Below are 15,243 nucleotides of genomic sequence, written 5' to 3' on the forward strand. Positions count from 1 at the left end.
AGACACCATCTGTGGAAAATCGCTCGGAAGAAGTAAACTAGAGACTTCGCCCCCTTGTGCCGTTTTCTATTTATTAAGAAAGCGGAGACCTCGTGTTATTCCTTTGTTTGCTGAAGTTGCATCGTGGTTGCTGAAATAGAGATTGCCCCATGTGGCCCGATTACCGGTTCGATTCGGCCCCCTGGCTCCAAGAGCTTAACCAACCGCGCGCTGATCATCGCTGCTCTGGCCGAAGGTACCTCGCTGCTGACTGGGGCTCTTGAAAGCGAAGACACCGAAGTAATGATCGATAGTCTCCGCCGCATTGGCGTGAAGATCGATCACGATGCCGCTGCTCACACGCTAACCGTTTGCGGCAACGGAGGCACGTTCGCCGGGGATAACATGGAGATGTTTATCGCCAACAGCGGCACCTCGATGCGGTTTCTTACCGCTCTGGCCACGCTGGGCGAGGGGAACTTTCGGCTCGATGGGATTGCCCGAATGCGGGAACGCCCAATCGGCGACTTGATCGTGGCATTGCAGCAGTTGGGCGCCAAGATTCGTACCGAGCACGACAATGCCTGTCCACCGGTTTTGGTCACGGCCAGCGGGCTACCAGGAGGCCGAGCGAAGATTGCCGGCAACATTAGCAGTCAGTACCTAAGTGGCCTGCTGATGGCCGCTCCTTATGCCCAAGGAACAGTAGAACTGGAAGTTGATGGCGAATTGGTTTCGCAGCCGTACGTCCGCATGACGACGCACATCATGCGCGACTTCGGTGTCGACTTGGAAGAAAACGATTGCCGCCGGTTTGTGATTCCCGGCCAGCAGACGTATCAAGCTCGCCCTTATGCGATTGAACCAGATGCCTCGGCAGCGAGTTATTTCTGGGGGGCGGCAGCGGTCAGCGGAGGAAAGGTCACCGTCGCAGGGCTTTCCCGCGATGCTCTGCAAGGCGATGTCGGCTTCTGCGACGCCCTGGCTCAGATGGGCTGTCAGGTCGACTACCAGGCCGACTCGATCACCGTGACTGGGCAACCGCTTCATGGCATCGAGATCGACATGGGAGAAATCAGCGATACCGTTCAGACTTTGGCAGCGGTGGCTCTCTTCGCCACCGGTCCGACCAAGATTACCGGTGTGGCCCACAATCGCCACAAAGAAACTGACCGGATCGGCGACTTGGCCTGTGAACTTCAAAAGCTGGGGGCAACGGTCGAAGAACTGCCCGACGGTATGATCATCACGCCAGGCCCTTTAAGGCCGGCTCGAATCGAAACTTATAACGACCACCGTATGGCAATGAGTTTAGCCCTGGTTGGGTTGCGACAACCGGGCGTGGTGATTCTGAACCCGGGCTGCACCAGCAAGACCTATCCGCTTTTCTTTGAGGATCTGGCCAAGATTTGTGGCACTTCGTAACGACGGCGTGCGTCCAAGAACGATAAAAGGCCGCGTCATGCGGCCCATTCTTCGTACAGACTTGCGAGTTGCAAGCCAACTTCCTTTCCGCCTTTGAAATGCCTCAATTGGTACCAAATGTGGTAGGAAATTGAGTGTTTACCAGGCTCCGGCCTAGAAAGGCGTCGGCCTTATGCAATGCATCGTCCACCGGGTTTGCGATCGGTGCGCCAAGGATGGTGGGATCTTGGGAAATGAAGTTAGCGCCGCAATGCTGGCACGCAACTTCCAACCCCAAGTATTCCACTTTTACCTGTAGCTTCCGGCCGCAGGTCGGACATGATTGCACGAAATACGTGACTTTACACACGACGGTATCTCCTACTACCGTGATTGCCTGCAGGTTGTCATTGGGGGTGACAACCTCGAAAACGTCCCCGCAGTATAAGGAACCAGGCGAAGAAATCAAACGAAAAAAATGGGCCTACGGTATATCAGGCCATCTTTATAGCAGTAGCTAGGGGATCTTAATTTCAATTAATTAAGAAGCCAAAACATCCACCTAACAGGTGGATGAAGCTCTAAACCGTTTGATATCTCGCGGATAAGGCCTGTTTGAGCACTTACCCCCCCTTTTCTGGCTAATCCACACCCATGCCCTAGATTGTGATCTATTCTTATTTCTAGTGGGCAGAACGATATTTACGAGGTCAAGATTTGCACAAATTGCGCGAACGTGTCTGGGAAAATCATGCGCTTTTTACGCTTCCGTTCATCAACTGCCGCACTCGCAATCATGCTTGCTCTGACGCTAGGCAGCATCACGCACGTTCAGGCAGAACGACAACGCCCGTCTTCTGAAACATTAGAGAGCCTAGTCCGGCAGTTTTTTGCCCGAGTGGGTAATCCGCATAAGCCGCAACTGATCACGCAAAGTCAGGTTCATAACCTACTCGAAGAACTGCGTGGGATGCATATTCAAATCCCTGGCCGCCATCAGATCGTACGGACGTTTCCCCACGACAAAGAGTTCTTCAGTCGGTTCGTGCTAAGCGAACTCTCACACGATCCGACCGATCACTTCCCAGAAGATCCGACGTTTCTGTTTCAACGAATCGACGCGATGTGTTCATCGCATGCGTCGCTGCGGCACTTCTTGATTCTGGCCGGTAGAGGCCAAGCGTTTGAAGCAAATTGGGTTCCGCAAGAGCCTCTTTTCCCACCACTGGAAGGCCTGGTCACCCAGGACCTTCTCAAAGAACATGGGCTCTTAGATGTCGCCCAGGCAAGCCCCCGCCGACGCAATTACACGGTTGATCACCTGCTGGAAATTCTACGAACTTCCTACAATCCAGAACGCATTACGGCCAGCGGCCAAGACTCACTTGACGCGCTCGGCCGATAAGATTTCGATGGGCTGACTTGGCGTGCCATCGTTCGCATTAACCTCGGTTTGCGATATGGCGTCGACCACATCTAAACCGTCCACGACCTCGCCAAAGACGCAGTACCCGTAGCTGTTAGAATCATCCGGCCCGATGTAGTCGAACGAGCTATTGTCGGCACAGTTAATGAAGAACTGGCAGGTCGAGCTGTGAATAAAGTTCGGATCGCGCGACATGGCGATTGTGCCCCGTTTGTTCTTGAGCCCGTTGTTGGCTTCGTTTTGGATTTCCGAGCGTGTTTCCTTCGGGTTCATCGAAGCGTCGAACAAGCCGCCCAGGATCATTCCTTGCGCCTTGACGTAGTGAAAGATCGTGCCGTTGTAGTGGCCAGTGGCAACGTAGTTGGTCAAGAAATTATCGACCGTAGCTGGCGCCTTCTTCGCGTCTAGCTTTAAACGGATCGCTCCCTTCGTCGTATTAAGAATGACTTCAGGGAACTCTTCACCACCAAACTCGGAGGCACCGTTATCTAGTTGCAGTTCCGTAGAAACCGTCTGAGTGCCGGCGCCGCCATTTTCTGCACCTGGGGTACCGATACTGACAGCTGGGGGACTAACGGGATCGGAACTGCCACAACCGGTGGCAAACATACCAATGCACAGGACGAATCCAAGTGCGGCAATCCAGGTCGATGAATGCGGGAACTTCATCTAGCACGCCTCCTTGCGTTACCCCTGAAGGTTATAAATGGAACGGGTCAAATTCAGGGTCGGGAATCAGGCCTATATTGTCACCATTTCAGAAAATCACGCAACACGAGTTTTGCCAGCACCCTGCCCCGTTACGGCAGCCAACCTAAGTACCCTAAGTAGTTATAAATCCAAGGATGAATCCAAGGGTTCAGTCCCGAATAGCTGGCCGAAATCGCGGAAAATAACAGCAGCGCCGCGAAGATGCGCTGGCCCCACCACCACTTCCTCCAACGATCGAGCACCGGGATCATCGCGGTTAACCACAGCGGAATCAGCCAGAACGCCCAACGAAAGCCAGACGTCATGCCGCCGTAGTTTCGGTCTTTCAGCGGACGGAAGATATAAAACAGCACGCAAACCACGGTCAGCAGCACGATAAACGCCGCCACTTGCCGAGACGCCCCTTTCTCGCCCAGCCACAAGCCCAGCCCCAAGATGGTAAGCAACCACACCGGCGTGAGCGATAAGATACCGTGGTGCCCCAAAATTACGTGAAACGCATACCAAGCTCGCGAAGGCTCCCCTTCGTCGACCCCCTTCTTCACGCCAGGCTTCCAGTAGCTGGTGTCGTAGTCGTACCAGTCGTCCCAATCACGCACTTCGATGCCGGAATCGGTTCGCTGAATGGCATATCTTCGGTCAATACCATGATCAAGCAGAACCCAACGGCTGCCTGTCTCACGTGTAATGATCTGAGCCTCGTCGCTAAGAACAACATCCATCTCGGCGAGAACCTCTCGAATTGCTGCCGGCAATTCTTGTTGGTCGAGCGGGCCGTGGAGTTTAGTTGCTACCTTGCCTAACACTGGCCCATCGCTGCGATGGGCATAAGGTGGGCGCCACGATTGATGGGCGATGTAGTTCGTGCCGAGGGAAACTGCCAGAATCACGATTGCTGCCGGAATGCCATACAACAACGTCGGCAGTGGGCGTTTGATAAGCAGTGCCAGTCCCAGCAAACCGAAGAAACTGAACGCCGGCAAATCATTCACCGCCGCACACGCCGCAAAGAAGCCAGCCCCCAGAAAGTACCAAGCTTCCGAGCAGCCATCGCACCAGACCCGCAAGCCACAGTACAGCGCAATCGCCACACTGGTGGCCGCCAACAGGTGATTGTTGATGGTCACGGCATACGTCGTGAGAAAAGTGCCGAAACAAACCGTGGCAACGATTCCCACGCGGGCAAAGTCTGACTTGGCGTAACGTTCGACAATCAGAATGGTCGGCCAGATCAAACCAAGCAGCAGCAAACTGTTGGTGAAGATCATAATCGCCCGCCCCACATAGAACGGGTGCTGGGCGATCTCGATACCCATTACATTTTTGATCAACCAATATTCGCCTGCCAACACAACCGACATGAGTGGCGGTTTGCTGCTGTAATAGTGGTACTTGCCGTCTGGACCCAGGTGATAGACCTTGTCGATCGAATCCCAATAGCGATCTTGAATCACGTCGTCGATGGCGAAGGTATGATGGTCGACCAGCGAGCGGACCGTGGCCCAGCGACTACGATCGTTCGCACTGAGAAACGGATGACGACCATGTTCTCCGGAGACTGCTAAGGTTCGCCCGATGCTTCCCCCCAGGCACACCGCGATCAACAGCCAATAAATGGCCCAACGATACTGATCCGCTTCCGCCCACGCTTCCTTCTTGCGGGAGACTCTAGTTGGTTTCATCCGACGCCCCTACCCTTTGCGAGACGAAATACGTCTTGGTTTGCGGCGCCATGGCCGATCGAATCATTTCCGCCAACAGCCCGACGGTTACAAACTGGGTACCCAGCAGTAGCGAGACAATCGAGTAATAGAAAATCGCTCGCTTATGCAGCTCGATTGGTTCTTCCACGCCCAGTGCCCGATCGAGTACCCACCACGAGGAAAGCCCGAACAGCCCGAGAAACCCCACGGCGAAGAACAACAACCCGATTCCGCCTAGCAAATGCTGAGGACGCTGCCCATAGCCGGTGATGAACGCCACCGTGGTGAGATCAAGAAAGCCCTTTAAAAAGCGACGGACACCATACTTCGAGTAACCGAACTGCCGTGCGCGGTGGTTGATGACAATCTCTCCCACCTTCCAACCGTGGGCCGCAGCCAACACCGGGACAAAACGATGCAGTTCGCCATACAAGCGGACCTCTTGGAAGATCTCGCTGCGATAGCACTTCATGCCGCAGTTATGATCGTGTAGCGTCACCCCGGTCAACTTACTAACCATCCAGTTGAAGACGCGAGATGGCCCGACCTTGTGCCATGGATCGTGACGAACCTTCTTCCAGCCGCTGACAACATCTTTACCGGCGTTAAGTTGTTCGAGAAAACGTGGGATCTCTTGCGGGTCGTCTTGCAAGTCGGCGTCCATGGTAATGATGATGTCGCCGGTAGCCTCTTGAAAACCGGCATCGAGCGCGGCTGCTTTGCCAAAATTGCGGCGAAACTTGAAGCCGCGAACCCGGGCATCTTGCTTGGCCAATTCACCAATGACCCGCCACGAATCGTCGTGCGAGCCGTCGTCGATAAAGAGAATCTCGATCACGTACCCGTTGGCCGAAACCACCTCGCAGATTTCTGCGTGCAGCTTGGCCAAGCTTTCGTCTTCGTTATAAACCGGGATTACCAGGGAGAGCTTCATGAAATCGGGCTTCCGAGCATTTTCGTTAGGCAGGATTTTGGGCAGGGTCTTCTTCCGCCGGCGGGATCTCGGCAGAAGCAAGCTCGGCAGTAGGCGGCGAGGCGGGAATTCCATATAGGATAATTGCCAGCGCCAATTCCGCAAAAAGCCAAACCACGCGTAACAGGACCGCCGAAACGACCGCCACCACGGGGCCAAAGACGGGGGCCATCATTTCCATGATCACAAATTCCCGCACCCCCATGCCGCCAGGAATCGGCGTGACAAAGCCAGCCACCATCGCCAGACATACCGTAGCCGCCAACAAGGGGAACATCTGGGTAAAGCTGGCCAAGTGTGGATCGGCATCGGGAATACTGGCCATTACGGCGTACAAGCTGCTGCCGAGCAAGGTCCAGCCAATCAAGTTAGCCACCCATCCCCAAGCCATGACCGGATAATTGAGACCAGCCAGGTTTTCTGCAATCTCGGGATTGATCTTGGCAACCTTCAATATCAGCACAATCTTCCGAAACACCGGCGGCAACGTCACAAAGCTGGCCGCCACCGCAATGCCGATCGCCAGCCACAATAAAATTTGTCGGTCCGAGAACCAGAGCGAAATCAAGATCGCGGCATACACGGCCCCGACAGAAACCATCGTCAAGGTTTCTGCAAAAACGGCGGTTGCCACGACCGAGCGTTTGAGACTTTCGCCTTGGACCAGCGAAGTCCGCAGCACCACGACCAGCGCCTTGCCGGGGACATACTTCCCCAAATGCCCGATGAAAAACGCGCGAATGCCACTCCAAGTGGTGGGCTTCTGCTGCATGGCCCGCATCAAGCGAAGCCAGAACAACCCCATCGGCAACGAGCCAAGCAGATAAAGCCCCCCCGCTGCGACTAGCCAAGGCCAGCGTAATTCCTGAAAAGAAAAATTTTGTTGCTGAACTTGGTCGACCGCTTTTTGCACGTTGTGCCATATCCCCCAGATCACCAGAGCCACCACAATCACCTGAACCAAGAGCATCACGCGCGACTTCCATAGCTTCGCGCGCGACTCATCTCGGAAGTTTGGGAGGTCTGGGTTTTCAGGGGAAGTCAACTTGGGACTCGGCGGCACAATTCGGGAGTGTGGATAACTTGGCGATATAGTCTATCGCAAACTAGGGTCGAACCCCAAGAGGCGTTCGTTCGTACTGCTTTACCGACAAGAGATTAGGGAATTCTCCTCGCGGCTGTGCTTGCGGCAAGAATGCTTGCAAATGTCGCTTTCCCGTTTCCAGGAAAATAGTTAGGATTAGCGGCACAAGTTGCATGATGCACGTGCTGTGCGAGGAGTATGAGACTGTGTACGCCGCCTGCTTATTAATTACATCCGCCGTTCTTGGGGTCGATTACGGCTACCAGGTTACCGATCAAGGACAACTCGAATATGTCGTTCAGATCGAACCGGAAGCAATCGATTCCCTAAAAGCGGGCCATCCGATTCAGGTTGGCTTGCCTCCGGGTAGCGAACGCATTCAAGTCTTTCGCGTTCAAGTCGGTACCGACGAACTTTCGAAAGTCGTGCCTGCTTCGTACCAGAAGCCGGTCAAGGAAATCGAACCGGAACTGAAGCTTCAACCGGCGAACAACGCCATCTTAACGGCGCCGCCCGATCCCGATGATATCGCAAATACCAAGCCGACGCTCAATGATGAAGCACTGGCCCAGTATGTGCCGCGATCGACCTATGAACTCCCGTCGGGTGCTTCTTCCTCCGGAACCGGAGCCAATACCAGCACGTCCGCCAACGGAGAAATCCCAGGCGCCGCTGCGCGTTATGGGGGTTCTCCGTCCAGCAATTTCTCGGTCCCCACTCCTTCCGGAACCAGTCGTAGCGGTTACAGCGCAGCGCAAACCAGTGCTACAGCGCCGGTGACAGGTTCGACATCAGGAACAGGCGGGAACGGTACCCAGGGCAATGGAACGCCCAGAAGCTCCTTCACCAATTCCCCCACATCAGCAAGCCCAAGCGGCAACCCTCAAGGCAGCACGGCTTCTCCTAGTAGCAACAACTATTCCAATTGGAATAATACGACGTCGCCAACAAGCAGCACCCCCAATTCAACCACAGGGAACACTGGCGGCGCAGCGGCAACCGGTCCCCCCTCGAATGCGCTTCGCTTCAATCAAGAGCAATCGCCCAGCACGACCGCAGGGACAACCCAACCTGAACAAATCAGCCCTTCGGCTGGTGGCTGGCGTGCTGAAACCAACACGAACTTGGGTGGCAATTCGTCCAGCTACGGCCAAACAGGATTGCAAAACGGTGGCTCTTCCTTGGGCAACCAACCTGGGAGCAATACGGCTCCCCCTTTGATGACCGGCGGCACGAACTACACCGGTAACAACAATCCGTTGTCTCTGCCGAATCCACCCTCGAATAGTGGTGCGACGAACCCAGATAATACCTGGCAGTCTGGCATGTGGAACAATTCAGGCCAGGCAAATACTTCGCAGCCAACATCCAATCCACAGCAGCAATACCCTCAACAGCAGCCAGTTCAAAACCAGAACGCGCCGATCTACAACAACCAACCGCCACAACAACAGCAGCCGATCTACGGTAACAACTACAACAACGGCTACGTGAACAACCCGCCGTATCAGCAACCCCAGGGGCAGTACAACACCCCCGGCTATCCCAACAATCCCAACATACCGGCTAGTTACCAGAACCCGTTTTACAACAACCCTCAAGTCCCCTATCTAGCTGCCAATACGCCTCCGTACGCGATGCAAGCTCAGAATACGGTTCCTACCTCTCAGCAAAACAACAACCCGCCCGCTTCCCAAAAGGAAGAAGACGAGGAGAAGACAGCCAAGACACCGCCCCCGGAAGTAGAAATCGTGCATGAACCGCCCGATTGGTGGCAGCTGTTGGCCGTTTGTTTCCTCATTTCGATTTGCTTGAATGGTTATATGTTCATGACGTCGCAAGACTTCCGTCGCAAGTACCAAGACTTGCTGGAAGACGTCCGCGATCTGCGTTCCCTCTCGAACGACTAAAGGCATTTTGAGTACCCTCTCCTAGAACGGGAGAGGGCTAACGCGGTAAGCATCTTTCTTGCCGCGAAGTGCCTGCTGGTCGACGGTTTCGTATGGCTTGGTGCGTCGAGACGTACCCTACGCAATTCTGGCAACATGATCAGAAATTGCCCATAAATTCGACAACACTTTGCGCCGCACCCTCACCCGCTTGGGGCGAGGGAACATGACGCAATATCGCATGCCGCTAGCCTACGATCGACTTAGAACGGTGCTTCGTTATTGTCGACATCGGCGGTTGGCTCGGCCGCTTTCTTTTCGCTGGCCTTTTTCGTTGCCGCCTTCTTGGTCGACTTTTTCGCCGTCTTTTTGGTGGCCGCCTTCTTGGTGGTCTTCTTTTTCGTAGTCTTCTTGGCGGTCTTTTTGGTATCCGCTGACTTGGTGGTCTTCTTCTTGGCCTTTTTCTTTTTAGTGCCTCCCTTGGCGGCGCGTTCCGCCAAAAGTTGCAGCGCGACTTCCATGGTTAGTTCGTCCGGCGAAGCCCCCTTAGGAAGCGAGGCATTCGTTTCACCGTCGGTGACATAAGGGCCATAGCGACCATCCATCACCTTGATCACTTCTTCGGTGATAGGTGACTTATCGAGCGTTTTCAGCGGCTCTTTAGGGGCACCACGACGACCGCCTGTCTTAGGCTGAGCCAACAGTTCGATCGATTTTTCCAAGTCGACATCAATCGGCGAGATATCGGCAGGCAAAGAACGGGTTTCGTCGTTCCATTTGACGTACGGACCATAGCGACCGTTGTAAGCCACGATTGGCTTTTGATCGGTCGGGTGAAGCCCCACTTCCCGGGGCAGCGAAAGCAACTTGATTGCCGTTTCCAAATTCACATCGCCAACGCTCATCCCCTTGAGGAGCGAAGCGTTTTTGGGCTTTTCTTCGTCGTCGGTCGCACCCATCTGAACGTAGGGCCCAAAGCGACCATTCTTCAGAAAGATCGGCTTGCCCGTCTCAGGGTGGGTGCCCATCGGCTCTCCCCCTTTTTCGGACTGCTCGAGAATTTCGAGCGCCTTGGCCAAGTCGATTTCATCGGGCGGAAGTTCATCTTGAATCGAACCGCGCCGCTCTCCTTGCTCGACGTACGGCCCATAGCGGCCCACACGCACAAAGACTTCTTCTCTATGCTCCCCTTCTTGCGGTGCGCCGAGGGGAATCGAATTGACCGTTCGCGCGTCAACGTCTTTGATGCGTTCTTCGATCACCTGTTTCAGGCCGTGATTATCGACACCAAAGTAAAACTTGCTGAGGTAATCGGCCGAATCTGCTTCGCCTCGGCTGATACAGTCCAGATCGTCTTCCATCTTGGCAGTGAAGTCGAAGTCGACCAGTTGAGACAAATGGGCTTCTAACAGCCCGACCACGGCAAAGGATGTCCAAGTTGGAACGAGTGCATTCCCCTTCTTGAAAACGTATTTGCGGGCCAAGATAGTATCGATAATCGAGGCATAGGTACTCGGGCGACCGATCCCCATTTCTTCCAGTGTGCGAGTCAACGAGGCTTCGCTGAAACGAGCTGGCGGCTGGGTGGTGTGGCTTTTGGGATCGAACTCTTTCCCTTCGACCGCTTGCCCGATGGTGACCGTGGGAAGCAGCGTTTCGCGGTCGGCTAGTTCCGCTTGAGGATCGTCGGAACCTTCCACGTAAGCCCGTAAAAAACCGGGGAAATCAATCGTCTTACCACTTACATAGAAGACCGCGTTGCCGCCATTGATGTTAATGGAGATTCGGTGCCCGCGGGCGTCTTCCATCTGACAAGCGATGGTCCGTTTCCAGATCAAGTCGAACAGCTTGAACTGTTCGTTGTTCAAATCCCCTTTCAACGATTCCGGCTTGCGGAACTCGTTTCCGGCGGGGCGAATCGCCTCGTGAGCTTCCTGGGCGTTCTTCACTTTGGAAGCGTACGTGCGGGGCTTCTCGGGTAAGAACTCTTTCCCGTACTCGCTTTCCACCAGCTTGCGCGACGCATCAATCGCCACCTGAGACAGGTTGGTCGAGTCGGTACGCATGTAAGTGATGTACCCATTTTCGTAGAGGTACTGGGCCACCTGCATCGTTCGCTTAGCGGTGAAACCGAGCTTACGGTTGGCCTCCTGCTGCAGGGTACTCGTGGTGAACGGGGCAGCCGGCTTGGTGGTGTAGGGCTTGTTTTCGAGATTTCCGACCGAGAAATCGGCGCTGCGGATTCTCTCAAGCAGTTCGTTCGCCCCTGCTTCGTCCAGCAGTAAGAGGTTGTCTTTATTGACTTTACCGGTCGAGGCATCAAAGTCGCGGCTGGAGGGAACCCGCTTGCCGTCCGCTTCAACCAAGGTGGCCTGAAAGACTTGACCATCGACTTCAAACGAAGCGATCAAGTCCCAATAGGTCGCTGAATGGAAGGCCATTCGTTCTCGTTCGCGCTGCACAATCAAGCGTACGGCGACACTTTGCACGCGTCCGGCGGACAGTTTCGGCTTGATCTTCCGCCAGAGCAGCGGAGACACCTCGTAACCGTATAGCCGGTCGAGAATACGCCGCGTTTCCTGAGCGCGAACCAGACCGTCGTCGATCGAGCGGGGATGGGCGAGCGCCCCTTTGATGGCGTCCTCGGTAATTTCGTGGAAAACCAAGCGGTGAACCGGGACTTTTGGCTTTAAAATCTCTTGCAGATGCCAACTGATCGCTTCCCCTTCGCGGTCTTCGTCCGTCGCGAGGTAAAGTTCGTCCGACTCCTTGAGCAGCTTCTTAAGCTTGCTGACCTGTTGCTTCTTGTCGGCAGGAATAATGTAAACCGGGTCGAACTTCTCGTTGACGTTAACCCCTAAATAGGCCCAATCTTGGTCTTTATATTCGGCCGGGATTTCCTTGGCCCCTTGGGGCAAGTCGCGGACGTGGCCGATCGAGGCCTCGACCAGGTAGTCTTTGCCGAGAAACTTCGAGATCGTCTTCGCCTTGGCCGGAGACTCGACAATGACTAGGGACTTCTTGTTGCTGCTCGATTCCGCCATGAATATTCCAATTCGCTGTCTATTGCAGATCCGCCGATGTGCCGCTTAGCCCTTGGCGCCTACTTGGTCGCCGGGCCTCTTACTAGTGAGGAGGGAAACCACCTTAGTTACCTTCGGTTGTTGCGGTAACTTGTGGCCGGTGCGTAGTTTTCTTATCCGCTAAAAAGCTGGTCCGAATTTAACGAAGGGCCGTAAGCTTTCCACCAACTGAAAAATCGTTGCAGTTGGCTTCATTTTTTTCGAAACTTAGTCGGAAGCTCAAAAATTTCGTGAAGCGGCGTCCGCCATCGGAAATTTTGGCCCTGAATGACCTAAAGGAAAGCCTCTGCTACGTTTGCGGGGCCTGATTGGGATTGTACAAACCACGATAGCCCCTACAATCGTTCGAATTGTGCATCCCCGCAAAGCATCAATAGTGCGACTTGATTCGGAATGTCAAGGGGGCGGGACATTTTAACACTCCATCGGCGGCCTCATTTTTTCCCTTTGGGCCGCTCCAATTATTCGACAGGCGACGATGGCCACTCCGTTTAAAGTCTTTCGCGATAATCAGAAAATCCTGATGGTTGTCTTCGGCGCACTGCTGATGGTCGCCTTCATCATCTTGCCACCTGTGCTGCAATTTGGTTTTTCGAATCGTCAGGCGGAACTTGACGAAGGGGAAGTCGTTGTCACGGTCGGGCAAGAAGAACTGCGTGCCGATCAGGTGCGGGCATTGGCGGACAAATACAACTTGGTCGCTCAGGTTATTACCGCCGCCATGCAGCAGTCGCTGCAATTGCAGGGAACCCCTAATGACCCTATGCCCCCTATCCCTGGCGTACAGATTCAACAACCGACACAGCAAAGCCCCGGTGGCCCTTCGTTCCAGAAGGTCACGGCAGAGCAGGCCGTCTTTTTCCATGCTTGGGGGAAGAAAGCCGACGAGATGGGCTTGGTTGTCGATGACGAAGCCGTGCGAGAATTCCTCAAGGAAACCTCGGGGGGCCGCCTCAGCGATTACGACTATCAAGCGCTGCTTGGTTTCCTGATCGGTAAACAAAACCCACTGATCACTTACGATTATTTCTTTGAACAGCTGCGCGACGTTCTTAAAGCTCAAAAGCTGCAAGCATTGATGATTCGCAACAGCCGCGTGGCGACCCCAAGTTCCGCTTGGGTAGCCTACCGCAACATGAACCGGACAATCTCGGCCGAGATGTTCCCGATCGCGGCCTCGAATTTTGCCAGCAAGGTCGGCAAGCCAAGCGAATCGCAAATCAAAGAGTTGTTCGAAAAATATCGTCAGCAGCCCAATAATCCAGCGGCAAACCAAATTGGCTTCCGCCAGATGGACAAGATCGCTCTGGCCTATATCAAGGGTGATATCACCAACTTCGTCGAAGCGGCCAAGTCGCAAATTACCGACGAAGAGGTTGCCGCACATTACGAAGCCAATAAGGATTCGTACCGCAAGCTAGAACTTCCTTCCGCCAATCCTTTGCAGCCAGCGACCACCGAGGAAGCCGCGCCGATGGAAACGACGGAAGCCCCGGCAGAAGGGGAACAACCCGCTGCGGAAACAAAGCCCATGGAAGAGGCCAAGCCAGAGCCCATGGCCGAAACGCCCAAGGCGGAAGAACCTAAAACCGAAGAACCCATGGCTGAAACTCCAGCAGCAGAAAAACCTGCTGGCGAGCAGCCGATGCCGGAAGCTCCTAAGGCCGACGAAGCAAAGCCAGAAGAGCCAAAAGCAGAGGAACCTAAGAAGGAAGACAGTTCCTTCAACCAGGCATCCTCTAGCAACGTTCAACTGGTGAGCTACCTGCAAGAAGAAGGGGCAGACCCCAAGCCAGAGCAGCCAGCGGAACCCGCCAAGGAAAACGCAGCTGCACCGGCCGAGCCGATGAATGAAGCGGCCCCTGCGACGGAAACGGAACCTGCCAAGCCAGCACAGCCAGCCACAGAAACCGAACCAGCCACGGCGCCTGCGGCAGAAACAACGCCGCCAGCGGCAGCCCCGGTCCAGTATAAGCCACTGGCTGAAGTCCAAGACGAGATCCGCACCCGCCTGGCCCAACCAATCGCCCAAAAAGCGATGTCGGAAGCGTTGTCGGAAATGCGGGGCGAACTGCAACTTCAGTTCGAGAACTACCGCTACGCCCAATCGGACGAGAACTTCGATAAGACCAAATCGCCTTACGATTCCAACGCGATTGAAACGATGGCGACCAAGCTGGGGCTGACTTTCGGAGCGATGCCGTTGGTGGACATCTACGAAGCCTCCGAGACCACCTTTGCTCAAGAATCACAGCACGTAGAGTACGTTCTCGATCCGGCTAGTGGCTTCCGTCAGGTCAACCGGTCGCTGGTGGGCGAAGCGTTCCAATTTGGCACGCCGTTGTTCCTGCCACGCCTCTTCCCTGGCGCCCCGCAAGACCAACGATTCCAACGTGAAGCGGAAGTTCAGTACATCTACTGGAAAACCGAAGAGAAAGAAGGCTTTGTTCCGACCTTGGATGATGTTCGTGAGCAGGTAATCCAAGCCTGGAAAGAACTGGAAGCCCAGAAGCTGGCCAAGGAAGAAGCCGAGCAGATCGCCAAGCTGGTCAAGTCGAAGGAAGGCCTGGTCGAAGCTGCCAAGACGCACAACGCTGGCGACCCGATCGTGGCGGAAAACATCACCTACTTCAACCAACTGCCCGGTCAACAGCAATTAACCTTGGGAGAAATCTCAGGCGTGCCTTCGGAAGAGATTTCGCAGGCAATGATGGATGCCTTGTTTGGCACTGCGGTGGGCGAGTCGACCGTGGCCCCCAACATGAAGGAAAACGTCTACTACGTTGCCTTGATTACGAGCGAAGCAGAAACCACGGCTGAGCTTCGCGACAACTTTATGGCCGGCATTCAAGGTGCCCTGCCAGACAGCGTGATCCGGGAAACCAACAGCGAAGTTCAAGTCGTCACGACCATCATCTGGCAAGATTACTTCGATCCTTCTGAAATTGAATGGAAGGTCGATCCTGTCGGAATTAACCGCGGGATGTAATC

At 54.7% G+C, this 15,243-nt stretch carries 9 protein-coding genes; 4 read left to right on the top strand and 5 right to left on the bottom strand.

Features of this window, described 5'->3' with window-relative positions; translation table 11 throughout:
- Positions 1-123: 123 nt before the first annotated feature.
- Positions 124-1,404, top strand: coding sequence for a 3-phosphoshikimate 1-carboxyvinyltransferase (gene aroA, locus DTL42_RS03725; protein ID WP_114367332.1), 1,281 nt, complete (start codon positions 124-126; stop codon positions 1,402-1,404).
- A gap of 730 nt (positions 1,405-2,134) precedes the next feature.
- Complete coding sequence (locus tag DTL42_RS03730; RefSeq protein WP_114367333.1) at positions 2,135-2,788, top strand: hypothetical protein; 654 nt, start codon at positions 2,135-2,137, stop codon at positions 2,786-2,788.
- On the opposite strand, the gene DTL42_RS03735 is transcribed toward DTL42_RS03730, so the two are convergent.
- The 4 genes from DTL42_RS03735 to DTL42_RS03750 form a co-directional block, all read right to left on the bottom strand.
- Entirely contained in the window at positions 2,765-3,478 is a 714-nt protein-coding gene (locus tag DTL42_RS03735) for a peptidylprolyl isomerase (RefSeq protein WP_199590021.1), read from the bottom strand. The genes DTL42_RS03730 and DTL42_RS03735 overlap by 24 nt on opposite strands.
- 131 nt (positions 3,479-3,609) lie before the next feature.
- Complete coding sequence (locus DTL42_RS03740) at positions 3,610-5,202, bottom strand: hypothetical protein (protein WP_114367334.1); 1,593 nt, start codon at positions 5,200-5,202, stop codon at positions 3,610-3,612.
- On the bottom strand, positions 5,189-6,157 hold the full coding sequence (locus DTL42_RS03745; protein ID WP_114367335.1) for a glycosyltransferase family 2 protein: 969 nt from the start codon (positions 6,155-6,157) through the stop codon (positions 5,189-5,191). Before DTL42_RS03745 ends, DTL42_RS03740 begins: the two co-directional genes overlap by 14 nt.
- A 25-nt stretch (positions 6,158-6,182) precedes the next feature.
- On the bottom strand, positions 6,183-7,166 hold the full coding sequence (locus DTL42_RS03750; RefSeq protein ID WP_114367336.1) for a lysylphosphatidylglycerol synthase transmembrane domain-containing protein: 984 nt from the start codon (positions 7,164-7,166) through the stop codon (positions 6,183-6,185).
- A gap of 320 nt (positions 7,167-7,486) precedes the next feature.
- Between DTL42_RS03750 and DTL42_RS03755 the strand changes: the two genes are divergently transcribed.
- A complete protein-coding gene (locus DTL42_RS03755) occupies positions 7,487-9,190 on the top strand; it encodes a hypothetical protein (protein WP_147274151.1) in 1,704 nt (567 codons plus the stop codon).
- A 242-nt stretch (positions 9,191-9,432) separates the two neighbouring features.
- Here the strand turns inward: DTL42_RS03755 and topA are convergent, their stop codons facing one another.
- Complete coding sequence (topA, locus tag DTL42_RS03760; protein ID WP_114367338.1) at positions 9,433-12,213, bottom strand: type I DNA topoisomerase; 2,781 nt, start codon at positions 12,211-12,213, stop codon at positions 9,433-9,435.
- A gap of 517 nt (positions 12,214-12,730) precedes the next feature.
- On the opposite strand from topA, the gene DTL42_RS03765 reads away from it, so the two are divergent.
- Positions 12,731-15,241, top strand: coding sequence for a hypothetical protein (locus tag DTL42_RS03765; RefSeq protein WP_114367339.1), 2,511 nt, complete (start codon positions 12,731-12,733; stop codon positions 15,239-15,241).
- Positions 15,242-15,243 lie beyond the last annotated feature (2 nt).

Source organism: Bremerella cremea (assembly GCF_003335505.1).
Taxonomy (GTDB): Bacteria; Planctomycetota; Planctomycetia; order Pirellulales; family Pirellulaceae; genus Bremerella; species Bremerella cremea_A.